The organism is Delftia sp. NA_296.1 (genome assembly GCF_052692095.1).
The window spans coordinates 38,179-62,441 of the sequence record NZ_JBQZGF010000015.1 but is presented as its reverse complement, the minus strand read 5'-3'; the positions used below and the strand labels follow the sequence as shown (position 1 = coordinate 62,441).

The window sequence follows — 24,263 nt, the reverse complement described above, 5'->3', positions numbered from 1 at the left end:
GTTTCTTGTATTCGGTGGTCGATGGGGGCTGCGCGGCTCAGGCCGTCAGCCGGGCCGTGTAGGCCACGAGTTCGTTGAGCTTGGCCAGGGCCGCGCCGCTGTCCAGCGCCGCCTGGGCGCGGGCCATGCCGTCCTCGATGCTGGAGGCCACGTTGGCCGCATACAGGGCGGCACCCGCGTTCAGGCAGACGATGTCGCGCGCGGCACTCTTCTCGCCATGGAGCACGCCCAGCAGCATGGCCTTGGATTCCTCGGGATTGTCCACCTTGAAGGCGCGCGTGCCCACCATGCGCAGGCCGAAGTCCTCGGGATGGATCTCGTACTCGCGCACCACGCCGTCCTTGAGCTCGCCCACCAGGGTGCCCGCGCCCAGGCTGATCTCGTCCAGGCCGTCGCGGCCATAGACCACGATGGCGTGCTCGGCGCCCAGGCGCTGCAGCGCGCGCACCTGGATGCCGACCAGGTCCTCGTGGAACACGCCCATGAGGATGTTGGGCGCGCTGGCCGGATTGGTCAGCGGGCCCAGGATGTTGAAGATGGTGCGCACGCCCAGCTCCTTGCGCACGGGCGCCACGTTCTTCATGGCCGGGTGGTGGTTGGGCGCGAACATGAAGCCGATGCCCACGTCGGCGATGCTGCGCGCGATCTGCTCGGGGCTGAGCTGGATGTTGACGCCCAGCGCCTCCATGGCGTCGGCGCTGCCGCTCTTGCTGCTGACGCTGCGCCCGCCGTGCTTGCTGACCTTGCCGCCCGCCGCCGCGATCACGAAGATGGAGCAGGTGGAGATGTTGAAGGTGTTGGCTCCGTCGCCGCCCGTGCCCACGATGTCCACCAGGTGGCGCTTGTCCTCCACATGGACCTTGTTGGAGAACTCGCGCATGACCTCGGCCGCGGCCGTGATCTCGCCGATGGTCTCCTTCTTCACGCGCAGGCCGGTGACGATGGCGGCCGTCATCACGGGCGACAGCTCGCCGCGCATGATCAGGCGCATCAGGTGCAGCATCTCGTCGTGGAAGATTTCGCGGTGCTCGATGGTGCGCTGCAGCGCTTCCTGGGGGGTGATCTGGGTCATTGCGGTGTCTCGGTTGGGTGCCGGCCTGCTCAGGCCTTCTGTTCCAGGAAATTCTTGAGCATGGCGTGGCCATGCTCGGTGAGGATGCTCTCGGGGTGAAATTGCACGCCCTCGATGGCCAGGCTGGTGTGGCGCACGCCCTGGATCTCGCCGTCCTCGCTGGTGGCCGTGATCTCCAGGCATTCGGGCAGGCTGGAGCGCGCAATGGCCAGCGAGTGGTAGCGGTTGACCGTGAACTGTTCGGGCAGGTCGGCGAACACGCCCTTGCGGTCGGTGGTGATGACGCTGGTCTTTCCATGCATCTGCTGGCCCGCGCGCACGATGTCGCCGCCGAAGGCCGCGCCAATGCTCTGGTGGCCCAGGCACACGCCCAGGATGGGCAGGCGGCCCGCGAAGTGCTGGATGGCCGCCACGGAAATACCGGCCTCGGCCGGCGAGCAGGGGCCGGGCGAGATCACCAGGCGGTCGATCTTCTCGCGCTCGACCAGGGCGATCACCTCGTCCAGCGTGGCCTCGTCATTGCGCACCACGGTGACATCGGCACCCAGCTCGCCGAAGTACTGGACGATGTTGTAGGTGAAGCTGTCGTAGTTGTCGATCATCAGCAGTCTGGTCATACCGGCTCCTGGGTCTCAAAGGGAAAAACGGGTGGCGCGGGCATGCCGCAGCGAAGGCTGGCGCGGGAATGCGCGCAATGCTGCCTGGGTCTGGAAGGGGGAATCTGAGGGCATCTGGGCAATCTCCTGGGTTCTGGGAGCCGCCGTGCCGGGGAGCCATCTGCTGGGTGAGCCTTGCTGCCGTCACGGCGGCAAGGCGCGGTACGCAACCGCAACGACGTGCCGCTTCCTTATTGGAAGCGCCACCACTGTGCAACGATGATCGAAACGGGCGTACCGTTCATGGCTGTCTTGGATCGAGAGTTCAGGTGTCTGGAAGACGGGAATGCAGCAGGCTGCATGGCGGAGCATGCTAACACAGGGTCCGCGCCGCGTGGCGGGACGACCCTGCGAGCGCCTCACTTCAGAAAATCCGGCTGGTCGAACTTCTGCTTCAAAAAGCGCCCATTGGCCAGCAGCGCCTGCGCATCGCTGGCCGCCACATGGGCCACCACCTGCTGCATCTGCCCGGCCAGCAGCGCCAGCTGCTCGGTCAGCAGTTGCCTGGCCGTCTTGCCGTCCTGCACGGGCTGGGTGACACGGAACAGCGGCGGCAGCGCCGCATAGTGCGACAGCGTGGCGGGCAGGTACTGCAGCACCGTCTCGCGCACGGTGAACAGGCCGTCGTTGAAGACCGGGCCGGCGTCGGCCAGCGAGGGCAGCACCTCGTGCACCGAGCCGCGCACGCTGTCCAGGTGCTTTTGCATCTCGGGCGTGAGCATCGGGCGGGCCTTTTGCACCAGCTCGTCGATGCGTTCGCGGATGTCCTCGGCGCTCCAGTGCTGCTGCAGCGCCCGCTCGAAGCTGGCGCCCGCGGGCTGCAGGGCCCAGCCCAGCAGCAGGCCCGCGACGTACAGCCCCAGCGTGATCCAGCCCCAGCCGCCGCCGATCACGCCCGCGAACAGCAGCACCGGCCCCAGCAGGGCCAGCGCCAGCCCGGCGAGGTTGCCGTTGCCATAGAAGAAAAGCTGCAGGCGGCGCATCAGGCAGGTCCGATCGCTGGCGGCGCTGTCACTGGTAGCCCCGGATTTCCTTGAACACCAGCGGCAGCCCGCTCTTGCCGGTGTTGCGCGCATCGAAGGCGCGCCCGCCCGTCAGCGCGGCCAGGGCCTGCATTTCGCCGGACTGCGCCTCGCCAAAGATGATGGGAAAGACGCGCACCAGCGGCGCGCCGCCGTCGCGCGCCATGCGCTGCTCGCGCTCGAATGCGGCCCAGTCGCGGCCGGCCGTGTTGGCGCCATCGGTCAGCAGCACGATGCTGACGAAGCGCTCGGGATCGGCCCGCAGTTCCTGGCGTGCCTGCTGCTGGGCCAGCGTGAGCGCGTCGTAGATGGCCGTTCCGCCGTCGGCCACGAGGCTGTCGGCATAGGCCAGCACCTGGGCGCTTGCGGCCTGCAGGTCGCCCGCCGCGAACTGCACGCGCGCGGGCTGGCCGACCAGGCCCGAGAACGGAATCAGCAGCACGCGCTCGCGCGCCTGGAAGGCGGCATAGCGCTGGCTGGCGGCCGATGCCTCGGCGCCGGACAGCAGCTTGAGCGCCTCCTTCATCTGCGCCAGCCGCGCACCCTTCATGGAGCCGCTCACGTCCAGCACGAAGATGCTGGTGGCCGGGCGGCGCAGATCGCTCTGGTAGGCCGAGAGCACGGCATCGATCACCTCCAGCCGGTTCGGAAAGCTCAGCTCCACCACGGGCGCCGTGGGCAGGGCCGGGCTGGCCTGCGCCTCGGGGCTGGCGGGGCGCAGCTGGGCCTGGCGCAGCGGCTGGCCCTGGAAGGCGGGGGCCTTGAACTGGGCGACCAGCTTGTCATAGTCGGCGCGGCGGCCGGCGTTGAGCAGCATCAGCGGATAGTCGGCCGAGATCACGCCGTCGCGCGGGTAGACCAGGGTGAGCCGGTCGGCGGCGGGCAGCTTCTCGTTCAGGCGCAGGATCACGGCCTCGTAGTTGACCAGCGCATCGACGGCGCCGGGCTCGCGCTCGAAGGCCTCGGCCAGCCAGCCGGAGCTGCCGGCGGTGAGCTTCTGACCCGACAGGAAGTCCTTGAGCACCTTGGCGTTGACCTCCCTGGCGTCCAGGTCCTCGGTCTTGCCGGCCACGGCCGAGGCCACGGCGAACAGCGCGCTCATGCCGGTGTTGGAGCTGGCCGGATTGGTCATGCCGTAGCGCAGCCGGCCCTGGACGGCAGCGCGTGCGATGTCGGCCCAGGTGGGCGGTGCCTTGTCCCAGCCCAGCTTTTGCAGCACGGGGGCCTTCACGCCCAGGGCCACGCGCGAGTAGAAAAGCTTTTCACGCGCCAGAGGCTTGTTCGCCAGCGCCAGCGCGGGATAGGCGCCATTGGGCGGCAGGATGGCGTCGTACTGCTCGCCCGCATTGATGTGCTCGACCATCTCCAGCGTGCCCGCATAGCTGAGCTTGAGCGGCACGCCCGCCGCCGTGGCGGCCTGCTCCAGCGCGGGCGCCACGTCCTTGAGCTCGGAGCCGGCCAGCACGGTGAATGCGCCCTGGGGAGCGGCGGACGGATCGGACTTGGCGGCGGCCTGCGGTGCGGGTTCGGGCGACTTGCCGCAGCCGGCCAGGGCCAGCGCAAGGCCCAGCAGCCACCAGGCCGCCAGGCGCCGGAACATGCTCACAGCACCACCTCGCCGGCAGGCGCCTGCAGCGCCTCGCGCACGTCCTCGCGGCGGCTCTTTTCCAGATAGGCGCGGGACTTGTCCACCTCCTGCGACAGCGTGTCCACCGTGGTCTGCATGGAGGCCAGGGCCTTGACCTTGAAGTCGGCCATGGCGTCCATGGTCTGGTAGATGTTGCCGAAGGCCTGCTGCAGCCTGGCGATGTCGATGGTGCTGCCGGCCGCCTGCTCGTGGATCTTCCCGCTTTGCTCGCGCAGCAGCTCGCTGGTGCCGGCGATCAGGTTGCCCGTGGTGGTGTTCAGCGCCGTGATCTGGTCCAGCACCAGCTTCTGGTTGGCCAGCGCCTGCGCCACGATGACGGCCGTGCGCAGGGCAGAGACCGTGGTGGTGGTCGCGCGGTCCACGCCCTTGGCCAGTTCGAGGTTGTTCTTGCGCACCAGGTCCAGTGCCAGGTAGCCCTGCACGTTCACCGCCATCTGGGTGAGCAGGTCGGTGACCTTCTGGCGTGCGTAGAACAGCATGTCCTCGCGCACCACGCGCGCCTTTTCCGGGTCGCTGGCGTCCAGCTGTGCGGCCTTGGCATCCAGCGCCGCGTCCAGCTTCTTGCCGATGTGGATGTATTTCTCCAGCCGCTCCATCAGGCCCCACAGGTTGGCCTTTTCCTGCTCGATGGCGGCGTTGTCGCGCAGCAGCTCGTCCTTGCCGCGCTTGAGGCTGTCGATGATGGCGTTCAGGTGGCTCTGGCTGGACTGGAACTTGTCGAAGTAGTCCACCAGCCTGTTGCCCATGGGGATCAGGCCCAGCAGCTTGCGCGGCTTGAACAGGTCGTCCTGGCGCGAGGGGTCCAGTGCCTCCACCTGGCGGCGCAGGTCGATCAGGCCCTGGCCGATCTGGCTGCCCTGGTCGAACAGGCCGTTGTTCAGCGTCTTGAAGGTGCGCTCCAGCATGCGGTTGGAGACGGCGGCAGCGGCCTGCACCTCCTTGTTGCCCATGCCGTGGATGCGCTCGACCGCGCCCTTGAAGGCGGGCGACTGGCTGTCGTTGGCGGTGATGTCGTCGATGAACTGCGCCACCTGCGCGTCCAGCTGCTGCACTTCCTCGGCCTTGAGGCGGACCTTGCCGCTGGCCGACTCGATGGGCACGGGCAGGGCGGGCGCAGGCGGCTCCAGCACGAAATCCTGCTCCTGTGCAGGCACGGCCACGGCGGCGCTGGCCGTGGTGGTCTGGGGGGTGTTGCTCATCGGTTGCTCCTGGAACGTTCGGTCATTTGAAGCGCTGCTCCATGTCCACGATCATTCGCTCCAGCCACTCCTGGCTGGGCGGATCGATCACCTCCACCAGCTGCGCGGGCGCCTGCACGCCCTGCCCGGCCCAGCGCTCGGGCCCGTGCGTGTCGCCGCCGGTGCGAAAGCCGTATTCCTGCGCCAATGCGCGCAGCTGCGGATCGGATTCGAGCAGTTGGCCCACGCGATCGCCCGCAGGCGTGTAGGGCACGAGCACATGCTTGGAATACAGCGTGGGCTGCGGGTAGAGCATCACCATCTCGCCGCTTCTGCGCTGCGGGTGGCGCAGCAGGAACTCCACCAGCTGCGATTCATAGGCCACCAGCAGCGGCGCCTTGCCCATGCCCAGGGCCAGGTAGTCCTCGAAGGGGCCGGCCGACGAGCTTTCCTGGAAGCCCTGGCGCAGGAACAGCGGCGCCACCTGGGGCATCACGCGCTCCAGGTCGGCCGGGCTTTGCACCACCTGCTGGCCGTTGAGCACATAGCTGGCCAGCGCCAGGTACATGGCCGCGCTGTTGGAGCTGCGCACATCGGTGCTGGCGGGCAGCACGGCCTTGCCGGTGGCAAAGGCGCCGGAGGCCTTCAGGTCACGCCAGCGCGTGCCCTTGCCGGCCATGGCCAGCAGGGCGGGAAGATCGGTCACGTAAAAGAAGTCGCCCTGCTTTTGCGCAACGCCGTTGGCGATCAGGATCTCGGCAATGGGCCGCCAGCTGGCGAACACGATGGGCGTGTAGAACGGCGTGTAGACCGTGCCGGCCCTGGCCGCCGCCTTGAGCTGGGCCGCAGCCGGCGCCCCCGAGGGAAAGCCGAAGTCGTACTGCTTGGGGTCGTAGCTGTTGGCAATGCTGCGCGAGCCGGCCTTTTGCACCGTCACCGTCACGCCGTGGCGCGCCAGCACGTCGCGCACGCGCTCGTCCTGGAAGAAGGCTTCCTTCTCGGAGCCGATCAGGCCGCGTGCCGTCACGGACTGCTGCTGCGTCAGCTGCGCCTGGCGGTCCTGCACCAGGGCCGTGCGCGAGTACCAGACGCCGCCGCCCACGGCCGCCAGCAGCAGCGCCGCCAGCCCCGCCGCCAAAGCACGGCGCGCGTTCATTGAGAGGCTCCGCCCTGGATGACGGCAAGATGAAATTCGGTCATGAACGCGCGGGCCGTTGTCATGTCTTGTTCAAAAAAACTTCTTATACGGAAGTTTTGTGACACAACGACGACACACGGCCCGGCCCGCGCCGCGACTACATCAGCGCGACTATCTCAGCGCGACTATCTCAGCGCGACTATCTCAGCGCGAGTTGCTCAGTGAAGCTGCGCCCACCGGGCGTTTCGCGGTGCTGCTGGGTGCGGTGCTCCACCAGCTGGTCCCACGTCTGCATCTGGCGCTCTTGCGTCTTGCGCAGCGCGCCGGTGACCTGCTTGCCGGCTGTCTCGATCAGCGTGGTGATGGTGCGGCTGTCCTGTACCTTGGTCAGGTCATAGTTGCCCGACTGCAAATCCAGCATGCTGCGGTTGCGCGCCTTTTTGGACTCGGCGTTCAGGGACTCGGTCACCACCTGGGCGATCGACTCGCCCTCCCTGCCGCGGGACTGCCGGGTGGTCTTCTGGCCCACCTGGTACTCGGCGCGGCCGATTTCGGTCACGGCGCCGAATTCGTTGGTGTTCTCGAAGTCACCGCTGAAGCTGGCCTGGAAATCGGCCAGGCCGCTTTGCAGGGACTGCACGGAACGCTCCAGCCCGGAGAGCGCGACGATGGCGCCCGGCGCGGCCGGCGCCTGCGCGTTGTGCAGCTGACTGAAGGCACTCTTGAACATGTCCACCAGCGCCGCATCCGCACGGCCGCGCTGCGCGGCGGCATCAAAGCGCTTCAGATGCTGGTCCAGCGCGGACTGGCGCTGCGAAGCGCTGGCGCCCACGGGGGCATCGGACTCCAGGTTGACGGCCAGCTCGCCCGCCGCGCCCTTCATCGCCACCGATCGGCCATCGGCGCCCACATGCAGGCTGAACGAGGACAGGGGCTGCGAAGGCTTGGGGTTCTTGATGTCCAGGTCCAGGCCGGACAGTACGCTGCGGTCGAAGTCCATCAGCTTGCCCAGTTCCAGCTGGGGCTTGCCCGGCTTTCCCAGGCCTTCCAGCGCTTCGTCCAGCCCGTCGGCCAGCTGGGCAATGGCCGCGCTCTCGGCCTTGCTCAAGGTGCCGGAACTCTTGACCTCGACCCGCAGCCCGCTGCTGCTGCCCGCTTCGCTGCCGTCGTTCGTGGCAATCCGCAGCTCCACGGTCTGGCCCGATTGCGTGCGGATCTTCAGGCTCACGGTGGCAGCGCCCACGGACACATCGCTCAGTGCGGACTTGTCCAGGGCCTGCGCATCCGCGCTGCCTGCGACGGAGTCGGCCGCCGTGGGCGCCTGGTACTCCGCAACCGTCTGTTGGTAGTCCGACGGCGTGGCCGCAAAGCGCGACAGCAGGGCGCCGCCCAGGCCGCGCCAGCGGTCGGCCAGGCTGGCCGACGGGCCCAGGCCCAGGTTGCGCGCCATCAGGGTGCTGATGTCGTCCCTGTCTTGCGAGGCCCAGGCCCGGGTCAGCCTGAACTGGCCCAGTTCCACGGGCTGCGGTTTGGCATAGATGACGCTGGACCCTGTGGACTGGCCCAGCGTGACCTGCGTGCCCGGGTCGGCGGGTGCAGCGGGTGCAGCAGCTGCCGTGGTCGCTGACGACCTCACGGACACCGTGGGCCGCATGCCCGCTGCGCTGGCGGCAAAGCTGGCGCCGGTGGATGAAATGCTGGTCATGGATTGATCGTCTTCCTTCGGTCTTGTCTTGACTGAATGTGGCGGCCCAGGCCTTTGCAGGCAGGGGATTTTCTCTGTTCATGGACCATCGGCAGATTTCCGATTTTCTTTACCCCCCGTGCACCAATATGGTGTGAAAACCTTGTATTCATTGAAATCCGGCCAATACAGGGAATGTTTGGCTGTTGGCGCAGAAAAGACGCCATTGCTCTACTGGACGCAGCGACTGGCGGCAAGCGACATCCTCTCAGTGACGCCGCCCTCTTTGACCTGAGTCAAGACTATGGAGTGAACTGCATCGATATAACGAAACGGCATCGCCAAAATCGGTCGCTGCAGTGCAACATAGATAGAATGAAAAAGACCAGGAGACGATATTGGCATGCAAACCTTTGATTTGCATGCATCAAAACAAGCTATCAAAAGCTTCGTAGTCACAGGAAATACAAACATTCGCCGTGGCGCATATGTCGGCAATGCCGCGCCATGCCCCGTGATTCCTGACGAAGCCGCCCCAAGGCGGCCTGTTTCCCGGCAGACCTTCTGATCTGGAGCATTCGAGATGACGCTATTGGCTGGCAAAAAGGGCCTGATCGTCGGCATCGCCAACCGCGACAGCATTGCCTGGGCCTGTGCCCGGGCCATGCATGCGGCGGGCGCCGAGATCGGCGCGACCTGGCAGAACGACAAGGCCCGTGTGCATGTGGAGCCCCTGCTCGACGAGATCGGTGCCGAGCTGCGCATGCCGCTGGACGTGGGCGACGACGAGCAGATGCGCGCACTGTTCGATGCCGCCGCCGTGCGCTGGGGCCGGCTGGACTTCGTGCTGCACGCCGTGGCCTACGCCCCGCGCAAGGACCTGCAGGGCCGCGTGGTGGACAGCTCCCGCGAGGGCTTTGCGCTGGCCATGGACATCTCCTGCCACTCCTTCATCCGCATGGCCCACCTGGCCGAGCCGCTGATGGCCGCCAGCGGCGGCAGCCTCATGACGCTGAGCTACCTGGGCGCCAGCGAGGTCATGCCGCACTACGGAATCATGGGCCCGGTCAAGGCCGCGCTGGAGTCCACCACGCGCTACCTGGCGGCCGAGCTCGGCCCCTCGCGCATCCGCGTCAATGCCGTCTCGCCCGGGCCCATCGCCACGCGCGCGGCCTCGGGCATTGCCGCGTTCGATGAACTCGTGGCCGACAGCGTGCGCCGCTCGCCCATTGCCGGCGAATTGCAGCCCGACGACGTGGGGCCGCTGTGCGCCTTCCTGGCCTCGGACGGGGCGCGCGCCATCACGGGCTGCACGCTGTATGTCGATGGCGGCCACCACATCCTCAACTAGCGGCTGCCGCACCGGCACCCCGCAGCACTGCAGATGACCCTCCCATTCCCCCGAACCGCCGCCGCCGCGCTGGCAGCCGCACTGGCCGCCGCCCTGGCAGGATGTGCCTCCCTGGCGCCGCCGCACGAGCCGCCGCCCCTGCCCACGCCCGAGGCCTGGCCTGCCCATCTGCAGGCGGGCGCCCAGGGTGTCGCCGCCGCCGGCCTGCCCTGGCGCGACTACTTCACCGACCCCGTGCTGCGCCAGCTGATCGCCACCGCGCTGGAGCACAACCGCGACCTGCGCGTGGCCGCGCTGCGCGCCGAAGAGGCGCGCGCGGCCTTCCAGATCCAGCGCTCCGAGCTGTTCCCGGCCATTGGCGTGGGCGGCCAGGCCGCGCGGGCGCGCGTGCCTGGCGATCTCAACCTCTCGGGCCGCTCCGTGGTCAACGGCGAGTACCGCGCCGAGGTCGGCTTCAGCAGCTGGGAGCTGGACCTGTGGGGTCGCGTGCGCAGCCTCAAGGACGCGGCCCTGCAGGCCTGGCTGGCCAGCGATGCGGGCCGCCACGCCGTGCAGACCGCGCTGATCGCCCAGGTGGCCGACGGCTATCTGGGCCTGCGCGAGCTGGACGAGCGCGTGGCCATTGCGCGCGAGACGCTGGCCACACGCCAGGAATCCTTTCGCATCTTCACGCGCCGCGAGGCCGTGGGCGCCAGCTCGCGCCTGCAGCTGGCCCAGGTCCAGACCCTGCTGACCCAGGCGCAGGCCCTGCTGGCCCAGCTGGAGCTGGCACGCGCGCAGCAGCTGCACGCACTGGCGCAGCTGGTCGGCGCCCACCCGGGCCCGCTGCCCGCCGCCGCACCCTTTGACGACGCCCTGGTGCTGGCCGAGCTGCGGCCGGGCCTGCCCTCGGAACTGCTCACGGCGCGGCCCGACATTGCCGCGGCCGAGCACCAGCTGCGCGCGGCCCGGGCCCAGATCGGCGCGGCGCGCGCCGCCTTCTTCCCGCGCATTGCGCTCACGGCCCGCTGGGGCACGGCCAGCGCCGAACTCGACGGCCTGTTCGACGGCGGCAGCCGCGTCTGGGCCTTCGTGCCCACGGTGTCCCTGCCCATCTTCGACGGCGGCCGGCGCCGCGCCAACCTGGAGCTGGGCGAGATCCGCAGCGACATGGCCGTGGCCCAGTACGAGAAAGCCATCCAGACCGCCTTCCGCGAGGTGGCCGATGGCCTGGCCGCGCGCCGCTGGCTGTCCGAGCAGATCACCGTGCAGCGCACCGCCGTGCAGGCCCAGGCCGAGCGCGCGCGGCTGGCGCAGCTGCGCTACGACAACGGCTCGGCCGCCTACCTGGAGGTGCTGGACGCCCAGCGCGACCTGCTGGCCGCACGCCAGCAACTGGTGCAGGCGCGGCGCGCCCTGCTGTCCAGCCAGGTGGGCCTGTATGCCGCCCTGGGCGGCGGCAGCGGCGCCGAACCTGCCGCGCTGCCCGCCACCCTGCCGGCCACGCCTGCCGATCCCCCGAATTCCTGAAGCCTCCGGACCCGCCCATGGACAAGAACACCTCTCTGAAGAACAAGATCGTGCCGATCGCCGCCGTGGCGGTCCTGGCCCTCGTGGCCTGGTGGGCCTGGAAGACCTTCACGCCCAAGGGCCCGGGAGAGGGCTTCGTCGGCAGCAACGGCCGTGTCGAGGCCACCGAGATCGACATCTCCACCAAGCTGCCCGGCCGCGTGGAGGAAATCCTGGTGCGCGAGGGCGACTTCGTGCAGGCCGGCCAGCCCGTGGCGCGCATGCAGATCGACACCCTGCGCGCCCAGCGCCAGGAAGCCGACGCCATGCGCCAGCAGGCCGAGCACAGCGTGGCCGCGGCCGAGGCCCAGGTCACCCTGCGCCGCAGCGATCTGGCCGCCGCCCAGGCCCTGATCGTGCAGCGCGAGACCGAGGTGGACGCCGCGCAGCGCCGCTTCAAGCGCTCGGAAACGCTGGCGCGCGAGGGTGCCTCCTCGGTGCAGGAGCTCGATGACGACCGCGCCCGCGTGCGCGGCAGCGAGGCGGCGCTGGCCGCCACGCGAGCCCAGGCCGCCGCTGCCCAGGCCGCCGTGAAGGCGGCCGAGGCCCAGGTGGTGGGCGTGCGCTCCCAGGTGCAGGCCGCCACGGCCACGGTGGCGCGCGTGCAGGCCGACATCGACGACGGCGTGCTCAAGGCCCCGCGCGACGGCCGCGTGCAGCTGCGCGTGGCCCAGCCCGGCGAGGTGCTGGGCGCAGGCGGGCGCGTGCTCAACCTGCTGGACCTGTCCGATGTCTACATGACCTTCTTCGTGCCCGAGACCGCCGCCGGCCGCATTGCCCTGGGCAGCGAGGTGCGCCTGGTGCTGGACGCCGCGCCCGAGTACGTGATCCCGGCCCGCGTCTCCTTCGTCGCCAGCCAGGCCCAGTTCACGCCCAAGACCGTGGAGACCGCCAGCGAGCGCCAGAAGCTGATGTTCCGCGTGCGCGCCCAGATCCCGCCGGAGCTGCTGCGCCGCCATCTGGAACAGGTCAAGACCGGCGTGCCCGGCATGGCCTGGCTGCGCACCGATGCCAGCCATGAGTGGCCCGCCAACCTGGCCATCAAGCTGCCAGCCCAGCCCGCGCAATGAGCGAGAGCACGACGCCCCATGCCAGCGGCTGGGTCGTGCGCCTGAAGGGCGTGCACCAGCGCTATGGCCAGGTCGAGGCGCTGGCGGGCATCGACCTGGACATTCCCGAAGGCCGCATGGTCGGCCTGATCGGGCCGGACGGCGTGGGCAAGTCCAGCCTCATGGCGCTGATCTCCGGGGCGCGCAAGATTCAGGAAGGCAGCGTCGAGGTGCTGGGCGGCGACATGGCCCAGCGCCGGCACCGCGAGGCCGTCTGCCCGCGCGTGGCCTACATGCCGCAGGGCCTGGGGCGCAACCTCTATCCCACGCTGTCGGTGGAGGAGAACCTGCAGTTCTTCGCGCGCCTGTTCGGCCATGACGCGGCCGAGCGGCGCCGGCGCATCGACGATCTCACCCAGGCCACGGGCCTGCGCAAATTCCTGGAGCGGCCGGCCGGCAAGCTGTCGGGCGGCATGAAGCAGAAGCTGGGCCTGTGCTGCGCGCTGATCCACGACCCCGACCTGCTGATCCTGGACGAGCCCACCACGGGCGTCGACCCGCTGGCGCGCGCCCAGTTCTGGGACCTGATCGCGCGCATCCGCCGCCAGCGCCCCGGCATGAGCGTGCTGGTGGCCACGGCCTACATGGACGAGGCCCAGCGCTTCGACTGGCTGGTGGCCATGGACGAGGGCCGCGTGCTGGCCACGGGCACGCCGGCCGAGCTGCTGGAGCGCACGGACAGCCGCTCGCTGGAAGAGGCCTTCATCGCCCTGCTGCCCGAAGAGAAAAAGCGCGGCCATGCGCCCGTGACCATCGCCCCCCTGCCCGAGGGCGGCGAGGACGACATCGCCATCGAGGCCAGGGACCTGACCATGCGCTTTGGCGACTTCGTCGCCGTGGACCATGTGTCCTTCCGCATCCGCCGTGGCGAGATCTTCGGCTTCCTGGGCTCCAACGGCTGCGGCAAGAGCACCACCATGAAGATGCTGACCGGCCTGCTGCCGGCCAGCGAGGGCCAGGCCTGGCTGTTCGGCCAGCCCGTGGACCCGCGCGACATCGACACGCGCCGCCGCGTGGGCTACATGACCCAGGCGTTCTCGCTGTACGGCGAGCTGACCGTGCACCAGAACCTGGTGCTGCATGCGCGCCTGTTCGGCGTGCCCGAGGCGGACATTCCCGCGCGCGTGGCCGAGATGCTGCAGCGCTTTGACCTGCAGGCCGCGCAGCACAGCCTGCCGGCCGCCCTGCCGCTGGGCATGCGCCAGCGCCTGTCACTGGCCGTGGCCATGGTGCACAAGCCCGAGCTGCTCATCCTGGACGAGCCCACCTCGGGCGTGGACCCCGTGGCGCGCGACGGCTTCTGGCGCCTGCTGGTGGAGCTGTCGCGGCGCGACCGCGTGACCATCTTCATCTCCACCCACTTCATGAACGAGGCCGAGCGCTGCGACCGCATGTCCATGATGCATGCGGGCAAGGTGCTGGACAGCGACACGCCCGCGCGCCTGGTGGCCAAGCGCGGCGCGGCCACGCTGGAGGAAGCCTTCATCGGCTACCTGGTCGAGGCCGGTGGCGGCGAGGCCCCGGCCGAGGAACAGCAGGCCGCACCGGCCGCCCCCGCTGCCGTGGAAACGCACACTGCGCGCCGCCGCCATTTCAGCGCCCAGCGCATGCTCAGCTATGTCTGGCGCGAAGCGCTGGAGCTGCAGCGCGACCCGGTGCGTGCCACGCTGGCCCTGGTGGGCTCGCTGATCCTGATGTTCGTGATGGGCTACGGCATCAGCCTGGACGTGGAGGACCTGCGCTTTGCCGTGCTGGACCGCGACCAGACCACCATCAGCCGCAGCTATGCGATGAGCCTGTCGGGCTCGCGCTACTTCATCGAGCAGCCGCCGCTGACCGACTACGACGCACTGGACCGCCGCATGCGCAGCGGCGAGCTGACCCTGGCCATCGAGATCCCCCCGGGCTTTGCGCGCGATGTGCTGCGCGGCGGCTCCGTGCAGGTGGGCGCCTGGTTCGACGGCGCCATGCCCACGCGCGCCGAGACCGTGCGCGGCTACCTGCAGGGCATCCACCAGCACTGGCTGACCGAGCAGGCGCGCGAGCGCCTGGGTGTGACGCCGGCCGGCCTCATCGACATCCAGACGCGCTTTCGCTACAACCCCGACGTGCGCAGCCTGCCGGCCATGGTGCCGGCCGTCATGCCCCTGCTGCTGCTGCTTTTGCCGGCCATGCTGACGGCGCTGGCCGTGGTGCGCGAGAAGGAAAGCGGCTCCATCACCAACCTCTACGTCACGCCGGTCACGCGCACCGAATTCCTGCTGGGCAAGCAACTGCCCTATGTGGTGCTGGCCATGCTGAACTTCCTGCTGATGTGCCTGATGGCCGTCACCCTGTTCGGCGTTCCCGTGACGGGCAGCTTTGCCACGCTGGCCCTGGCGGCGCTGATCTTCAGCGGCGCCTCCACGGGCTTCGGCCTGCTGGCCTCCACGCTGACGCGCAGCCAGATCGCCTCGATGTTCCTGGTGCTGATCGGCACGCTGATCCCCACCACGCAGTTCGCGGGCCTGGTCGATCCCGTGTCCTCGCTGGAGGGGGCGGGCCGCATCATCGGCGAGGTCTATCCGGCCAGCCACATGATCGCCATCAGCCGCGGCGTGTTCAGCAAGGCGCTGGGATTTCGGGAGCTGGCCGGCTCGTTCGGGCCGCTGCTGCTGTCCGTGCCGGTGATCCTGGGCCTGGCCATTGCACTGACCAGAAAGCAGGAGAGCTGACATGCGCACCCGCCTTTTCTCCAACATCTACCGGCTGGGCGTCAAGGAGCTGTGGAGCCTGTGGCGCGACCCCGTGCTGCTGGTGCTCATCGCCTATGTGTTCACGGTCTCCATCTACACGGCGGCCACGGCCATGCCCGAGAGCCTGCACAACGCGCCCATCGCCATCGTGGACGAGGACGGCTCGCCGCTGTCGCAGCGCATCGCGGGCGCCTTCTATCCGCCGCAGTTCGCGCCACCGGCCATGATCGACCGCACGCAGATGGACCCGGGCATGGACTCGGGCACCTACACCTTCGTGCTCAACATCCCGCCCAACTTCCAGCGCGACGTGCTGGCGGGCCGCGCCCCCGAGCTGCAGCTGAACGTGGATGCCACGCGCATGAGCCAGGCCTTCACGGGCAACAGCTATGTGCAGCAGATCGTCACGGCCGAGGTCAGCGAGTTCGTGCGGCGCTTTCGGGGCGCCACTGCCCTGCCCGTGGACCTGGTGGTGCGCGCGCGCTTCAATCCCGCGCTGGACAAGGTCTGGTTCGGCGGGTTGATGCAGATCATCAACAACGTGACCATGCTGTCCATCATCCTCACGGGCGCGGCCTTGATCCGCGAGCGCGAGCACGGCACGGTGGAGCACCTGCTGGTCATGCCGGTGACACCGACCGAGATCATGCTGGCCAAGATATGGTCCATGGGACTGGTCGTGCTGGTCACCGCCTTTGCCTCGCTCAACCTCGTGGTGCGCGGCGCCCTGGGCGTTCCCATCGAAGGCTCGCTGCCGCTGTTCCTGGCGGGGGCCGCGCTGTGCCTGTTCGCCACAACGTCGCTGGGGATCTTCCTTGCCACGCTGGCGCGCAACATGCCACAGTTCGGCATGCTGCTGGTGCTCGTGCTGCTGCCGCTGCAGCTGCTGTCGGGCGCCATGACGCCGCGCGAAAGCATGCCTGAGCTGGTGCAGAACATCATGCTGGCCGCGCCGACCACCCACTTTGTCGAGCTGTCGCAGGCCATCCTCTACCGCGGAGCGGGGCTGGACGTGGTCTGGAAGCCCTTCCTCGCGCTGGCCGCGATCGGCTCCGTGCTGTTCGCCCTCACGCTCACCCGTTTTCGCAAGACCATCAGCCAGATGGCCTGATTTCGTTCCCGCCGCCAAGGCATCTTTCCATCTCAACCAGCAAGGAGTTTCATATGAGCGCACAGACCATTCCCCTCCATCTGCTCAAGGCACAGCTTGAACTGCAGCTGCACCTGAGCCGGCTGCTGCAGGAAAGCGGCCAACAGTGGCTGGAGCATGCCGCACGCAACGGCCCCGAGCGCATCGCCGAGACCGGCAGCGAGATCGAGGGCGTGCAGCAGACCAGCAGCTGGCAGGAGCTGGCCACCCTGCCCGCCCAGGCCTTCTGGCGCCACGCCCACCTGCGCATGGGCCATGCCCAGGCCCTGGCCCAGACCGCCATGGCCAGCCAGATGACCCTGGCCCAGGGCGTGCAGCAGGCCGTGCACGACTGGCAGCAACAGGTGGCAGCCACGCTGGGCAACAGCACCCAGGGCGCAGCCGACACCGCCGTGCCGTGGAGCGACCTGCTCGCCCGCTGGACCTCGGCCGTGCAGTCCGTGGCCCAGCCCGCCCATGCGGCGCAGCAGCCCATTGCGGCAGCCGCCGCCGAAACGGCCCGCGACACCACAGCCCAGGGCTGACGGCCCCCAAGGAAGCCGCCACGCGGTCCCGCAGGCTCGGGGCCTCATGGGCGCGGGGCGGCCATCCGCACCCAGCCACAAGCAATCACACGCAATCTAAGAGCAGGGCATGACATGCCGGTAAAGGAGTGGGCCAGATGAACGAGAACCTGCAGAGCCACGGCACCGTGGACGTGGGAGGGATGTGGGGCGATCCGATGAAGCTGTCGCAGGCAGCCGCGCAATACGCCACCGATGCCTGGCAGCGTTCGCTGCTGTATGCCGACATCCGGCGCCAGCGTGGCAACCAGTACCGCGAGCATCTGGCCGAGGAAGTGCCCAATGTGCTGAGCTTCCGGGCCGAGATCGTGATGTCGGGCCTGGACCTGCCGCGCCCCGTCAACTACGGCCTGGCACGCATCGCGCCCATGGAGGGCACGGTCATCGACCCGGCCAAGCGCCCCTTCATCGTCGTCGATCCGCGCGCGGGCCACGGCCCCGGCATCGGCGGCTTCAAGCCCGACAGCGAGATCGGCGCCGCGCTCAAGGCCGGCCATCCCTGCTACTTCGTGGGCTTCCTGCCCGACCCCGTGCCCGGCCAGACCGTCGAGGACGTGATGCGCGCCGAGGCCCAATTCGTGCGCAAGGTCGCCGAGCTGCACCCCGAGAGCCGAGGCAAGCCCGCCGTCATCGGCAACTGCCAGGCCGGCTGGCAGATCCTCATGACGGCGGCCGTCTGGCCCGAGCTGTTCGGCCCCATCATCGTGGCCGGTGCGCCGCTGTCGTACTGGGCCGGCGACAACCCCATGCGCTACGGCGGCGGCCTCATGGGCGGCAGCTGGATGACGGCGCTGACCAGCGACCTGGGCGCGGGCCGCTTCGACGGCGCATGGCTGGTGCAGAACTTCGAGAACCTCAACCCCGCCAACACGCTGTGGGAAAAGCAGTACCAGGTCTATGCCGACGTGGACACCGAGGGGCCGCGCTATCTGGGCTTCGAGAAGTACTGGGGCGGCTATGTCTTCCTGGAAGGCCGCGAGATGCAGTACATCGTGGACAACCTGTTCATCGGCAACCGGCTGGCCACGGCCGAGCTGACGACCTCGGACGGCGTGCGCATCGACCTGCGCAACATCCGCTCGCCCATCGTGGTGTTCTGCTCGCATGGCGACAACATCACGCCGCCGGGCCAGGCCCTGGGCTGGATCACCGACCTGTACCGCGACGACGAGGACATCGCCGCCCACGACCAGACCATCGTCTTCGCCACGCATGACAGCATCGGCCACCTGGGCATCTTTGTCTCGGGCGCCGTGGGCCGCAAGGAGCACCGCGAGTTCGCGGCGCACATCGACATCATCGACCTGCTGCCCGCCGGCATCTACCGCGCCGAGATCGCCGACCGCCCAGCCGGTGTGCCGGCACAGGACCTGACCGACGACGCCTACCTGATGAAGATCCGCCGCAGCGACCTGGCCGAGGTGCGCTCCATCGTCCGGCCAGACCCCGAAAGCGAGCGCCATTTCGCCGCTGCCGCGCGCGTCTCCGAAATCAACCTGGCCCTGTACCGCAACACCGTGCAGCCCTGGGTGCAGGCGCTGTCCACGCCGCTGTCTGCGCGCTGGCTGCAGGCCATGCACCCGCTGCGCGTGGGCTATGAATGCTGGTCGGACTCGCACCCGCTGGCACCCGTCGTGGCCCAGGCCGCCGAGCATGCGCGCGAGGACCGCCACCCCGTCGAGCCCGACAACCCCTTCCTGAAGGCGCAGCAGGCCATGTCGCAGGCCGTGGTGCAGCTGCTGGACACCTACCGCGACCAGCGCGATGCCATGCAGGCGCGGCTGTTCCACGCCATCTATGGCTCGCCCCTGGTCCAGGCCCTGGCCGGCCAGAGCCGCCAGGACGACGGCCCGCCGCGCCCGCACCCCGGCGAATCGCCCGAGCACTGCCAGTACATGCGCCAGGAGCTGGCGCGGCTGCACGAAAGCGTGGCCCAGGGCGGGCTGTACGAGGCCGTCATCCGCGCACTGTTCCACGTGCTGCGCGCACGCGGCGAGGCCGATGAGCGCCACTTCCGCCACGCCTGGCGGCTGCTGCAGGACCACCTGGGCGGCGTGCCGCCCGACATGGCGCAGTTCCGCCGCATCGTGCGCCGCCAGGCCCTGCTGATGCAGCGCGAGCCCGACGCCGCCATGGCCGCCATCCCCCGGTTGCTGGCCGCCTCGCCCGCCGCCGACATCCGCTGGGGCATGACCACGGTGGACGAACTGGCCAACCAGGGCGGCAACCTCAGCGATGCCGAGCACCAGCGCCTGCTGCAGGCCATGGGGCATTTCGTGCAGGCGCTGGAGGCCGCCGAGTCCAGGCAGGCGAAAGAGCAGGCCGAGCGGCCCCCGGCCATCGCGCCAGCCTCGGTGGCCGAGCCTGAACCTGTGACGGTGCTTCTGACCGCTCCTGTTGCGGCTCCCGTGGCCGCTCCTGCTGCAGCTCCTGAACAGGCGCCCGAGCCCGCACCTGTTCCCGAATCCGCGCCTGCCGCCAAGCGCTCCGCACGCGCCCAGGCCAGCCGCGCACACACCAGCCCCCGGAAAAAGCGATGAACCTCTCCCCCGATTCCGATGCGGCCCTGCCGCCCGAAGACCTGGCCCTGCTGCGCAACCACAGCTTCGACGAGCTGGACGTGGGCGACAGCGCCAGCCTGGAACGCACGCTGAGCACCCAGGACCTGCGCCTGTTCGCCGCCCTGTCGGGCGCGGCCGTGGCCGACGGCGCTGGCGCCGGTGCCGCCGGTTCTGGCACGGTTGCCGGTGCCGACGAGGACGACACGGCCCTGATCGCCCACGGCATGTGGGGCGGCATGCTGCTGGCCTCGGTGCTGGGCACGCGCCTGCCCGGCCCCGGCACCACCCTGGTCGGCCAGACGCTGCGCTTTCTGGCGCCGCTGGCCGCAGGCGACCGGCTGACCGTGCGCGTGGAGGTGCTGGCCAAGCAGGCCGAGCAGCGCCAGGTCACGCTGGCCGTGGCCTGCACCAACCAGCATGGCGCCGCCGTGATCGAGGGCCAGGCCACCGTGCATGCGCCTGCGCGCCACATCGAGCGCCAGCGCACCAGCCTGCCCGAGATCCGCCTGGAAGCCGGTGGACGCGACGGCCTGCAGCGCCTGCTGGCCCACGTGGCCGGCCTGCCGCCCATCCGCGTGGCCGTGGTCCATCCCTGTGACGAGCCCAGCCTCTCGGCAGCGCTGGACGCGCGCCGCGAAGGCCTGATCGACCCCGTGCTGGTGGCCCCGCGTGCGCGGCTGGAGGCCGTGGCGGCCGAGTACGGGCTGGACCTGGGCGGCCTGCGCATCGAGGACGTGCCGCACAGCCACGCCGCCGCCACGCGCGGCGCCGAGCTGGCCGCCTGCGGCGAGGTCGAGGCCATCATGAAAGGCAGCCTGCACACGGACGAACTCATGGCCGAGGTGGTGGCCGCCGCCGCCGGCCTGCGCACCAAGCGCCGCGTCAGCCACTGCTTCGTGCTGCAGACGCCGCACTACCCGCGCCCCTTCATCGTCACCGACGCGGCCATCAACCTCGCGCCCGACCTGCAGCAAAAGGCCGACATCGTGCGCAACGCCATCGCCCTGGCCCATGCCATCGGCGTGCCCGAGCCCAAGGTCGCCATCCTGGCCGCCGTGGAGACCGTGAGCCCGCACATGCCGGCCACGCTGGACGCCGCCGCGCTGTGCAAGATGGCCGACCGGGGCCAGATCGAAGGCGGCGTGCTCGACGGGCCGCTGGCCTTCGACAACGCCGTGTCCATGGCCGCCGCGCGCACCAAGGGCATCGATTCGCCCGTGGCGGGCCAGGCCGACATCCTGGTCGTGCCCGACCTGGAAAGCGGCAACATGCTGGCCAAGCAGCTCATGTACATGGGCGAGGCGGCCAGCGCCGGCATCGTCATGGGCGCCAAGGTGCCCGTGATCCTGACCAGCCGCGCCGACAGCCGCGCCTCGCGCATTGCCTCCTGCGCCATCGCCCTGCTGCTGGCCCACCGCTACCGGAACTCGCCGCCATGATCCCTGCCCACACCGCATCCTCCCCCGCCCGCGAGCTGGTCGTGGTGCTCAACTGCGGCTCATCCAGCATCAAGTTCGCCGTCTTCGACGGTGCCCAGCGCCCGCTGCCGCGCAAGCCGCTGTGGAACGGCAAGGTCCAGGGCATAGGCGGGCCCGCGCCCGACTTCGGCGAGAGCGGCGTGCCGCCCTTTGCCATTGCCCTGGATGCCGCCCACCCCTACCGCGCCGCGCTGCAGCTGATCCGCGAGCGCATAACCGCGCGCCTGGCGCAGCTGGACGGCGCCCGCGTGGCCGCCGTCGCCCACCGCGTGGTGCACGGCGGCAGCCGCTACTTCGAGCCCGTGCGCGTCGATGCCGGCGTGCTGGCCGACCTCAAGGCCTTCATCCCGCTGGCGCCGCTGCACCAGCCCTTTGCGCTGGAGGCCATGGACATCCTGCTGCGCGAGCGGCCCGAGCTGGTGCAGGTGGCCTGCTTCGACACCGCCTTCCACCACACGCTGCCCAAGGTCGAGCAACTGCTGCCCCTGCCGCATGCGGCCTGGGAACGCGGGCTGCGCCGCTACGGCTTCCACGGCCTGTCCTACGAATACATGGCCACCGCCCTGCCCGAGCGCCATGGCGACCTGGCACGCGGGCGCACCCTGGTGGCCCACCTGGGCAGCGGCGCCAGCCTGTGCGCCATGCAGGGCCTGCAAAGCGTGGCGACCACCATGGGCTTCTCGGCGCTGGACGGCCTGATGATGGGCACGCGCACCGGCGCGCTGGACCCCGGCGCCGTGATCTACCTGATGGAAATCGAAAAGCTCAGCCTGCAGGAAGTGGGCCGCATCCTGTACCACGAGTCCGGCCTGCTGGGCGTCTCGGGCACCTCGTCCGAGCCGCGCGTGCTGCTGCCGCTGGAGTCAGGCGACGATGCCCAGGCCGAGCGTGCGCGCGATGCGCTGGCCCTGTACGTGCGGCGCATCGTGCGCGAGATCGGCGCCCTGGTCGCCGTGCTGGGCGGCCTGGACCTGCTGGTGTTCACCGCAGGCGTGGGCGAGCACAGCGCCGAGATACGGCGGCGCGTGTGCGAGGGCCTGGGCTTTCTGGGCCTGCGGCTGGACGCCGAGGCCAATGCGCGCGATGCGGCCGTGATCTCGGCCTCTGGCAGCGCCGTCACCGTGGGCGTGGAGCCCACCAACGAGGAATGGGTGGCAGCGCGCCATGCGCTGCGCTGGCTGCCGGGCAACGCGATCCCCGCATGAGTGTGAACAGGCCCTAGGAACGATCGTCCTGCGCACCGCCCTCGCGCAGCCGCGCGAACTCGCGGTGCTCGTAGGCAATGCATTCCTCCATGAGGTGGCGGTACACCGTCTCCATCATGTCGGGCTGGCCGCCCTCGGCGGCCGTGCGCTCGCGCACGCGGCGCACGATGGCCTCGATGCGGCCCTCGTCGCGCACCTGGGCCGCATCGGCCTTGATGCGCGCGGCCTGCTGCATGTAGCCCATGCGCGTGACCAGCAGCGGCACCAGCACATCGTCCAGCGCATCCACATTGCGGCGCACATCCAGCATGTCGGTGCAGTGCTGCACCAGGTCGATGGCCTGCTTGGCGCGGTCCGTGCTCATTCCAGTCCTTCCTCCACCAGCTCGGCCGCGCGCATCAGTGCGCGCGCCTTGTGCTCGGTCTCTTTCCATTCCATCTCGGGCACGGAATCGGCCACCACGCCGGCGGCAGCCTGCACGTAGAGCGTGCCGTCCTTGATCACGCCCGTGCGGATGGCAATCGCCAGGTCCATGTCGCCCGCAAAGCTCAGGTAGCCGCAGGCGCCGCCGTAGATGCCGCGCTTGGTGGGCTCAAGCTGGTCGATGACCTCCATGGCATGCACCTTGGGCGCGCCCGTCAGCGTGCCGGCCGGGAAGGTGGCCTTGAACACGTCCATGTTGTCCATGCCGTCGCGCAGAATGCCCTCCACGTTGCTGACGATGTGCATCACGTGGCTGTAGCGCTCCACGGCAAAGGCCTCCGTCACCTTCACGCTGCCCGTCTTGGCGATGCGGCCGATGTCGTTGCGCGCCAGGTCGATCAGCATCACGTGCTCGGCGCGCTCCTTGGGGTCGGCCACCAGTTCCTTTTCGGTGGCCTTGTCGGCCTCGGGCGTGGCGCCGCGCGGGCGCGTGCCGGCCAGCGGGCGGATGGTGACCTTCTGGCCCTCGTCCGTGTTCTCCTGGCGCACCAGGATCTCGGGGCTGGCGCCCACCACATGGAAATCGCCCAGGTGGTAGTAGTACATGTAGGGGCTGGGATTGAGCGATCGCAGCGCGCGGTACAGGCTCAAGGGGCTGGCCGTGAAGCGCTTGTGGATGCGCTGGCCCACCTGCACCTGCATGAAGTCGCCCGCGGCGATCAGCTCCTTGGCCTTCTCCACGGCCGCCAGGTAGTCTTCCTTGGCAAAGCTGCGCTGGGCCGGGTGGCTCTCCCCCGCCTTGATCTGCGGCGCGCTGACCGAGTAGCGCAGCAGATCCTTCAACTGCCGCAGCCGCTTCTTGGCGCGCGTATAGGCCTCGCTCTCGCCGGGGTTGGCATAGACGATCAGGTACAGCTTGCCCGACAGGTTGTCGATCACCGCCACTTCCTCGCACTGCAGCAGCAGGATGTCGGGGCAGTTGAGCGTATCGGGCGGGCAGGAATCTTCCAGCTTCTTCTCGATGTAGCGCACGGCGTCATAGCCGAAGTAGCCGGCCAGCCCGCCGCAAAAACGCGGCAGCCCCGGGCGCAGCGCCACCTTGAAGCGCTTTTGGTAGGCAGCGATGAAGTCCAGCGGATTGCCCTTGGCCGTCTCCACCACCTGGCCATCGGTCACCACCTCGGTGCATGCCGCATCGCCGAAGCCGCTGGCGCGCAGCAGCGTGCGTGCAGGCAGGCCGATGAAGCTGTAGCGCCCGAAGCGCTCGCCGCCCACCACGGACTCCAGCAAAAAGCTGTGCTTGCCGTCACCGCCCGCATGGGCCAGCTTGAGGTAGAGGGACAGGGGGGTTTCGAGGTCCGCAAACGCCTCGACCATCAGAGGGATGCGGTTGTAGCCCTGCGCAGCAAGGCTCTTGAATTCGAGTTCGGTGATCACGGGGAAAGACTCCGGATTGCGTGGCGCTGGCAGACCTGATGTGGGTGCGGGCTGCGTATGGATTGCGCCGATTCATTCGATTGGCCCGTAGGGCCTCGGGTGCACGCCGGGTCGCGCCCCGGGTGCTTCAGCTGTTCAGTTGGACAGGCTTGCGCCAGGGCCAGGCTCCCCGGTCTCCACAACCTGCAATGAACATGCGATGAATGAACATAGCGGGCAAGTGTAGCGCAGACGCGGCTGGGTACAAGTGCGGACCGGCGCCTTGCGGGGGCGCCGCAGGGGCCTGCCATGGCCACAATTGACAC

At 69.3% G+C, this 24,263-nt stretch carries 19 protein-coding genes; 10 read left to right on the top strand and 9 right to left on the bottom strand.

The window, feature by feature from the left end; translation table 11 throughout:
- Positions 1 to 37 precede the first annotated feature (37 nt).
- The 7 genes from trpD to ACUTR7_RS27295 form a co-directional block, all read right to left on the bottom strand.
- Positions 38 to 1,072, bottom strand: coding sequence for an anthranilate phosphoribosyltransferase (gene trpD, locus ACUTR7_RS27325; RefSeq protein ID WP_013804671.1), 1,035 nt, complete (start codon positions 1,070 to 1,072; stop codon positions 38 to 40).
- A gap of 29 nt (positions 1,073 to 1,101) precedes the next feature.
- Positions 1,102 to 1,689 carry an anthranilate synthase component II gene (locus tag ACUTR7_RS27320; protein WP_012202700.1) on the bottom strand — a complete coding sequence of 196 codons (588 nt, stop codon included), beginning with the start codon at positions 1,687 to 1,689 and terminating at the stop codon, positions 1,102 to 1,104.
- A 398-nt stretch (positions 1,690 to 2,087) separates the two neighbouring features.
- Positions 2,088 to 2,711: a hypothetical protein gene (locus tag ACUTR7_RS27315; RefSeq protein ID WP_099752556.1), complete on the bottom strand. Its 624-nt coding sequence runs from the start codon at positions 2,709 to 2,711 to the stop codon at positions 2,088 to 2,090.
- 28 nt (positions 2,712 to 2,739) lie between these two features.
- The gene (locus ACUTR7_RS27310) at positions 2,740 to 4,350 is read right to left on the bottom strand and encodes a substrate-binding domain-containing protein (RefSeq protein WP_445610261.1); all 1,611 of its coding nucleotides are present in this window, start codon (positions 4,348 to 4,350) and stop codon (positions 2,740 to 2,742) included.
- A 2-nt stretch (positions 4,351 to 4,352) separates the two neighbouring features.
- Positions 4,353 to 5,597 (bottom strand): toxic anion resistance protein, encoded by a 1,245-nt coding sequence (locus ACUTR7_RS27305; RefSeq protein ID WP_445610260.1) that lies wholly within the window; start codon positions 5,595 to 5,597, stop codon positions 4,353 to 4,355.
- Positions 5,598 to 5,619: 22 nt separating this feature from the next.
- Positions 5,620 to 6,732 carry a hypothetical protein gene (locus ACUTR7_RS27300; protein ID WP_043820148.1) on the bottom strand — a complete coding sequence of 371 codons (1,113 nt, stop codon included), beginning with the start codon at positions 6,730 to 6,732 and terminating at the stop codon, positions 5,620 to 5,622.
- 181 nt (positions 6,733 to 6,913) lie between these two features.
- Positions 6,914 to 8,419 carry a hypothetical protein gene (locus ACUTR7_RS27295; RefSeq protein WP_445610259.1) on the bottom strand — a complete coding sequence of 502 codons (1,506 nt, stop codon included), beginning with the start codon at positions 8,417 to 8,419 and terminating at the stop codon, positions 6,914 to 6,916.
- 382 nt (positions 8,420 to 8,801) lie between these two features.
- Here ACUTR7_RS27295 and ACUTR7_RS27290 point away from each other — a divergent pair, with 382 nt between their 5' ends.
- From ACUTR7_RS27290 to ACUTR7_RS27245, 10 genes are all read left to right on the top strand, one after another.
- The gene (locus ACUTR7_RS27290; RefSeq protein ID WP_155294163.1) at positions 8,802 to 8,966 is read left to right on the top strand and encodes a hypothetical protein; all 165 of its coding nucleotides are present in this window, start codon (positions 8,802 to 8,804) and stop codon (positions 8,964 to 8,966) included.
- 15 nt (positions 8,967 to 8,981) lie between these two features.
- Entirely contained in the window at positions 8,982 to 9,749 is a 768-nt protein-coding gene (fabI, locus tag ACUTR7_RS27285) for an enoyl-ACP reductase FabI (protein ID WP_013804678.1), read from the top strand.
- 33 nt (positions 9,750 to 9,782) lie between these two features.
- Positions 9,783 to 11,258, top strand: coding sequence for an efflux transporter outer membrane subunit (locus ACUTR7_RS27280; RefSeq protein ID WP_445610258.1), 1,476 nt, complete (start codon positions 9,783 to 9,785; stop codon positions 11,256 to 11,258).
- Between the two features lie 17 nt (positions 11,259 to 11,275).
- A complete protein-coding gene (locus ACUTR7_RS27275) occupies positions 11,276 to 12,367 on the top strand; it encodes an HlyD family secretion protein (RefSeq protein WP_012202692.1) in 1,092 nt (363 codons plus the stop codon).
- A complete protein-coding gene (gene rbbA, locus ACUTR7_RS27270; RefSeq protein ID WP_445610257.1) occupies positions 12,364 to 15,120 on the top strand; it encodes a ribosome-associated ATPase/putative transporter RbbA in 2,757 nt (918 codons plus the stop codon). The genes ACUTR7_RS27275 and rbbA overlap by 4 nt, the downstream gene beginning before the upstream one ends.
- Position 15,121: 1 nt before the next feature.
- On the top strand, positions 15,122 to 16,252 hold the full coding sequence (locus ACUTR7_RS27265; protein ID WP_012202690.1) for an ABC transporter permease: 1,131 nt from the start codon (positions 15,122 to 15,124) through the stop codon (positions 16,250 to 16,252).
- A 53-nt stretch (positions 16,253 to 16,305) separates the two neighbouring features.
- Positions 16,306 to 16,815 (top strand): hypothetical protein, encoded by a 510-nt coding sequence (locus tag ACUTR7_RS27260; RefSeq protein WP_034389636.1) that lies wholly within the window; start codon positions 16,306 to 16,308, stop codon positions 16,813 to 16,815.
- 137 nt (positions 16,816 to 16,952) lie between these two features.
- Positions 16,953 to 19,394: a DUF3141 domain-containing protein gene (locus ACUTR7_RS27255; RefSeq protein ID WP_445610256.1), complete on the top strand. Its 2,442-nt coding sequence runs from the start codon at positions 16,953 to 16,955 to the stop codon at positions 19,392 to 19,394.
- A complete protein-coding gene (locus ACUTR7_RS27250; protein WP_445610255.1) occupies positions 19,391 to 20,854 on the top strand; it encodes a bifunctional enoyl-CoA hydratase/phosphate acetyltransferase in 1,464 nt (487 codons plus the stop codon). The genes ACUTR7_RS27255 and ACUTR7_RS27250 overlap by 4 nt, the downstream gene beginning before the upstream one ends.
- On the top strand, positions 20,851 to 22,098 hold the full coding sequence (locus ACUTR7_RS27245; RefSeq protein ID WP_445610254.1) for an acetate/propionate family kinase: 1,248 nt from the start codon (positions 20,851 to 20,853) through the stop codon (positions 22,096 to 22,098). The genes ACUTR7_RS27250 and ACUTR7_RS27245 overlap by 4 nt, the downstream gene beginning before the upstream one ends.
- 13 nt (positions 22,099 to 22,111) lie before the next feature.
- Here the strand turns inward: ACUTR7_RS27245 and ACUTR7_RS27240 are convergent, their stop codons facing one another.
- Together ACUTR7_RS27240 and trpE are read right to left on the bottom strand one after the other, a co-directional pair.
- Entirely contained in the window at positions 22,112 to 22,462 is a 351-nt protein-coding gene (locus tag ACUTR7_RS27240; RefSeq protein ID WP_445610253.1) for a chorismate mutase, read from the bottom strand.
- Positions 22,459 to 23,958, bottom strand: coding sequence for an anthranilate synthase component I (trpE, locus tag ACUTR7_RS27235; RefSeq protein WP_013804687.1), 1,500 nt, complete (start codon positions 23,956 to 23,958; stop codon positions 22,459 to 22,461). Before trpE ends, ACUTR7_RS27240 begins: the two co-directional genes overlap by 4 nt.
- Between the last annotated feature and the right edge of the window lie 305 nt (positions 23,959 to 24,263).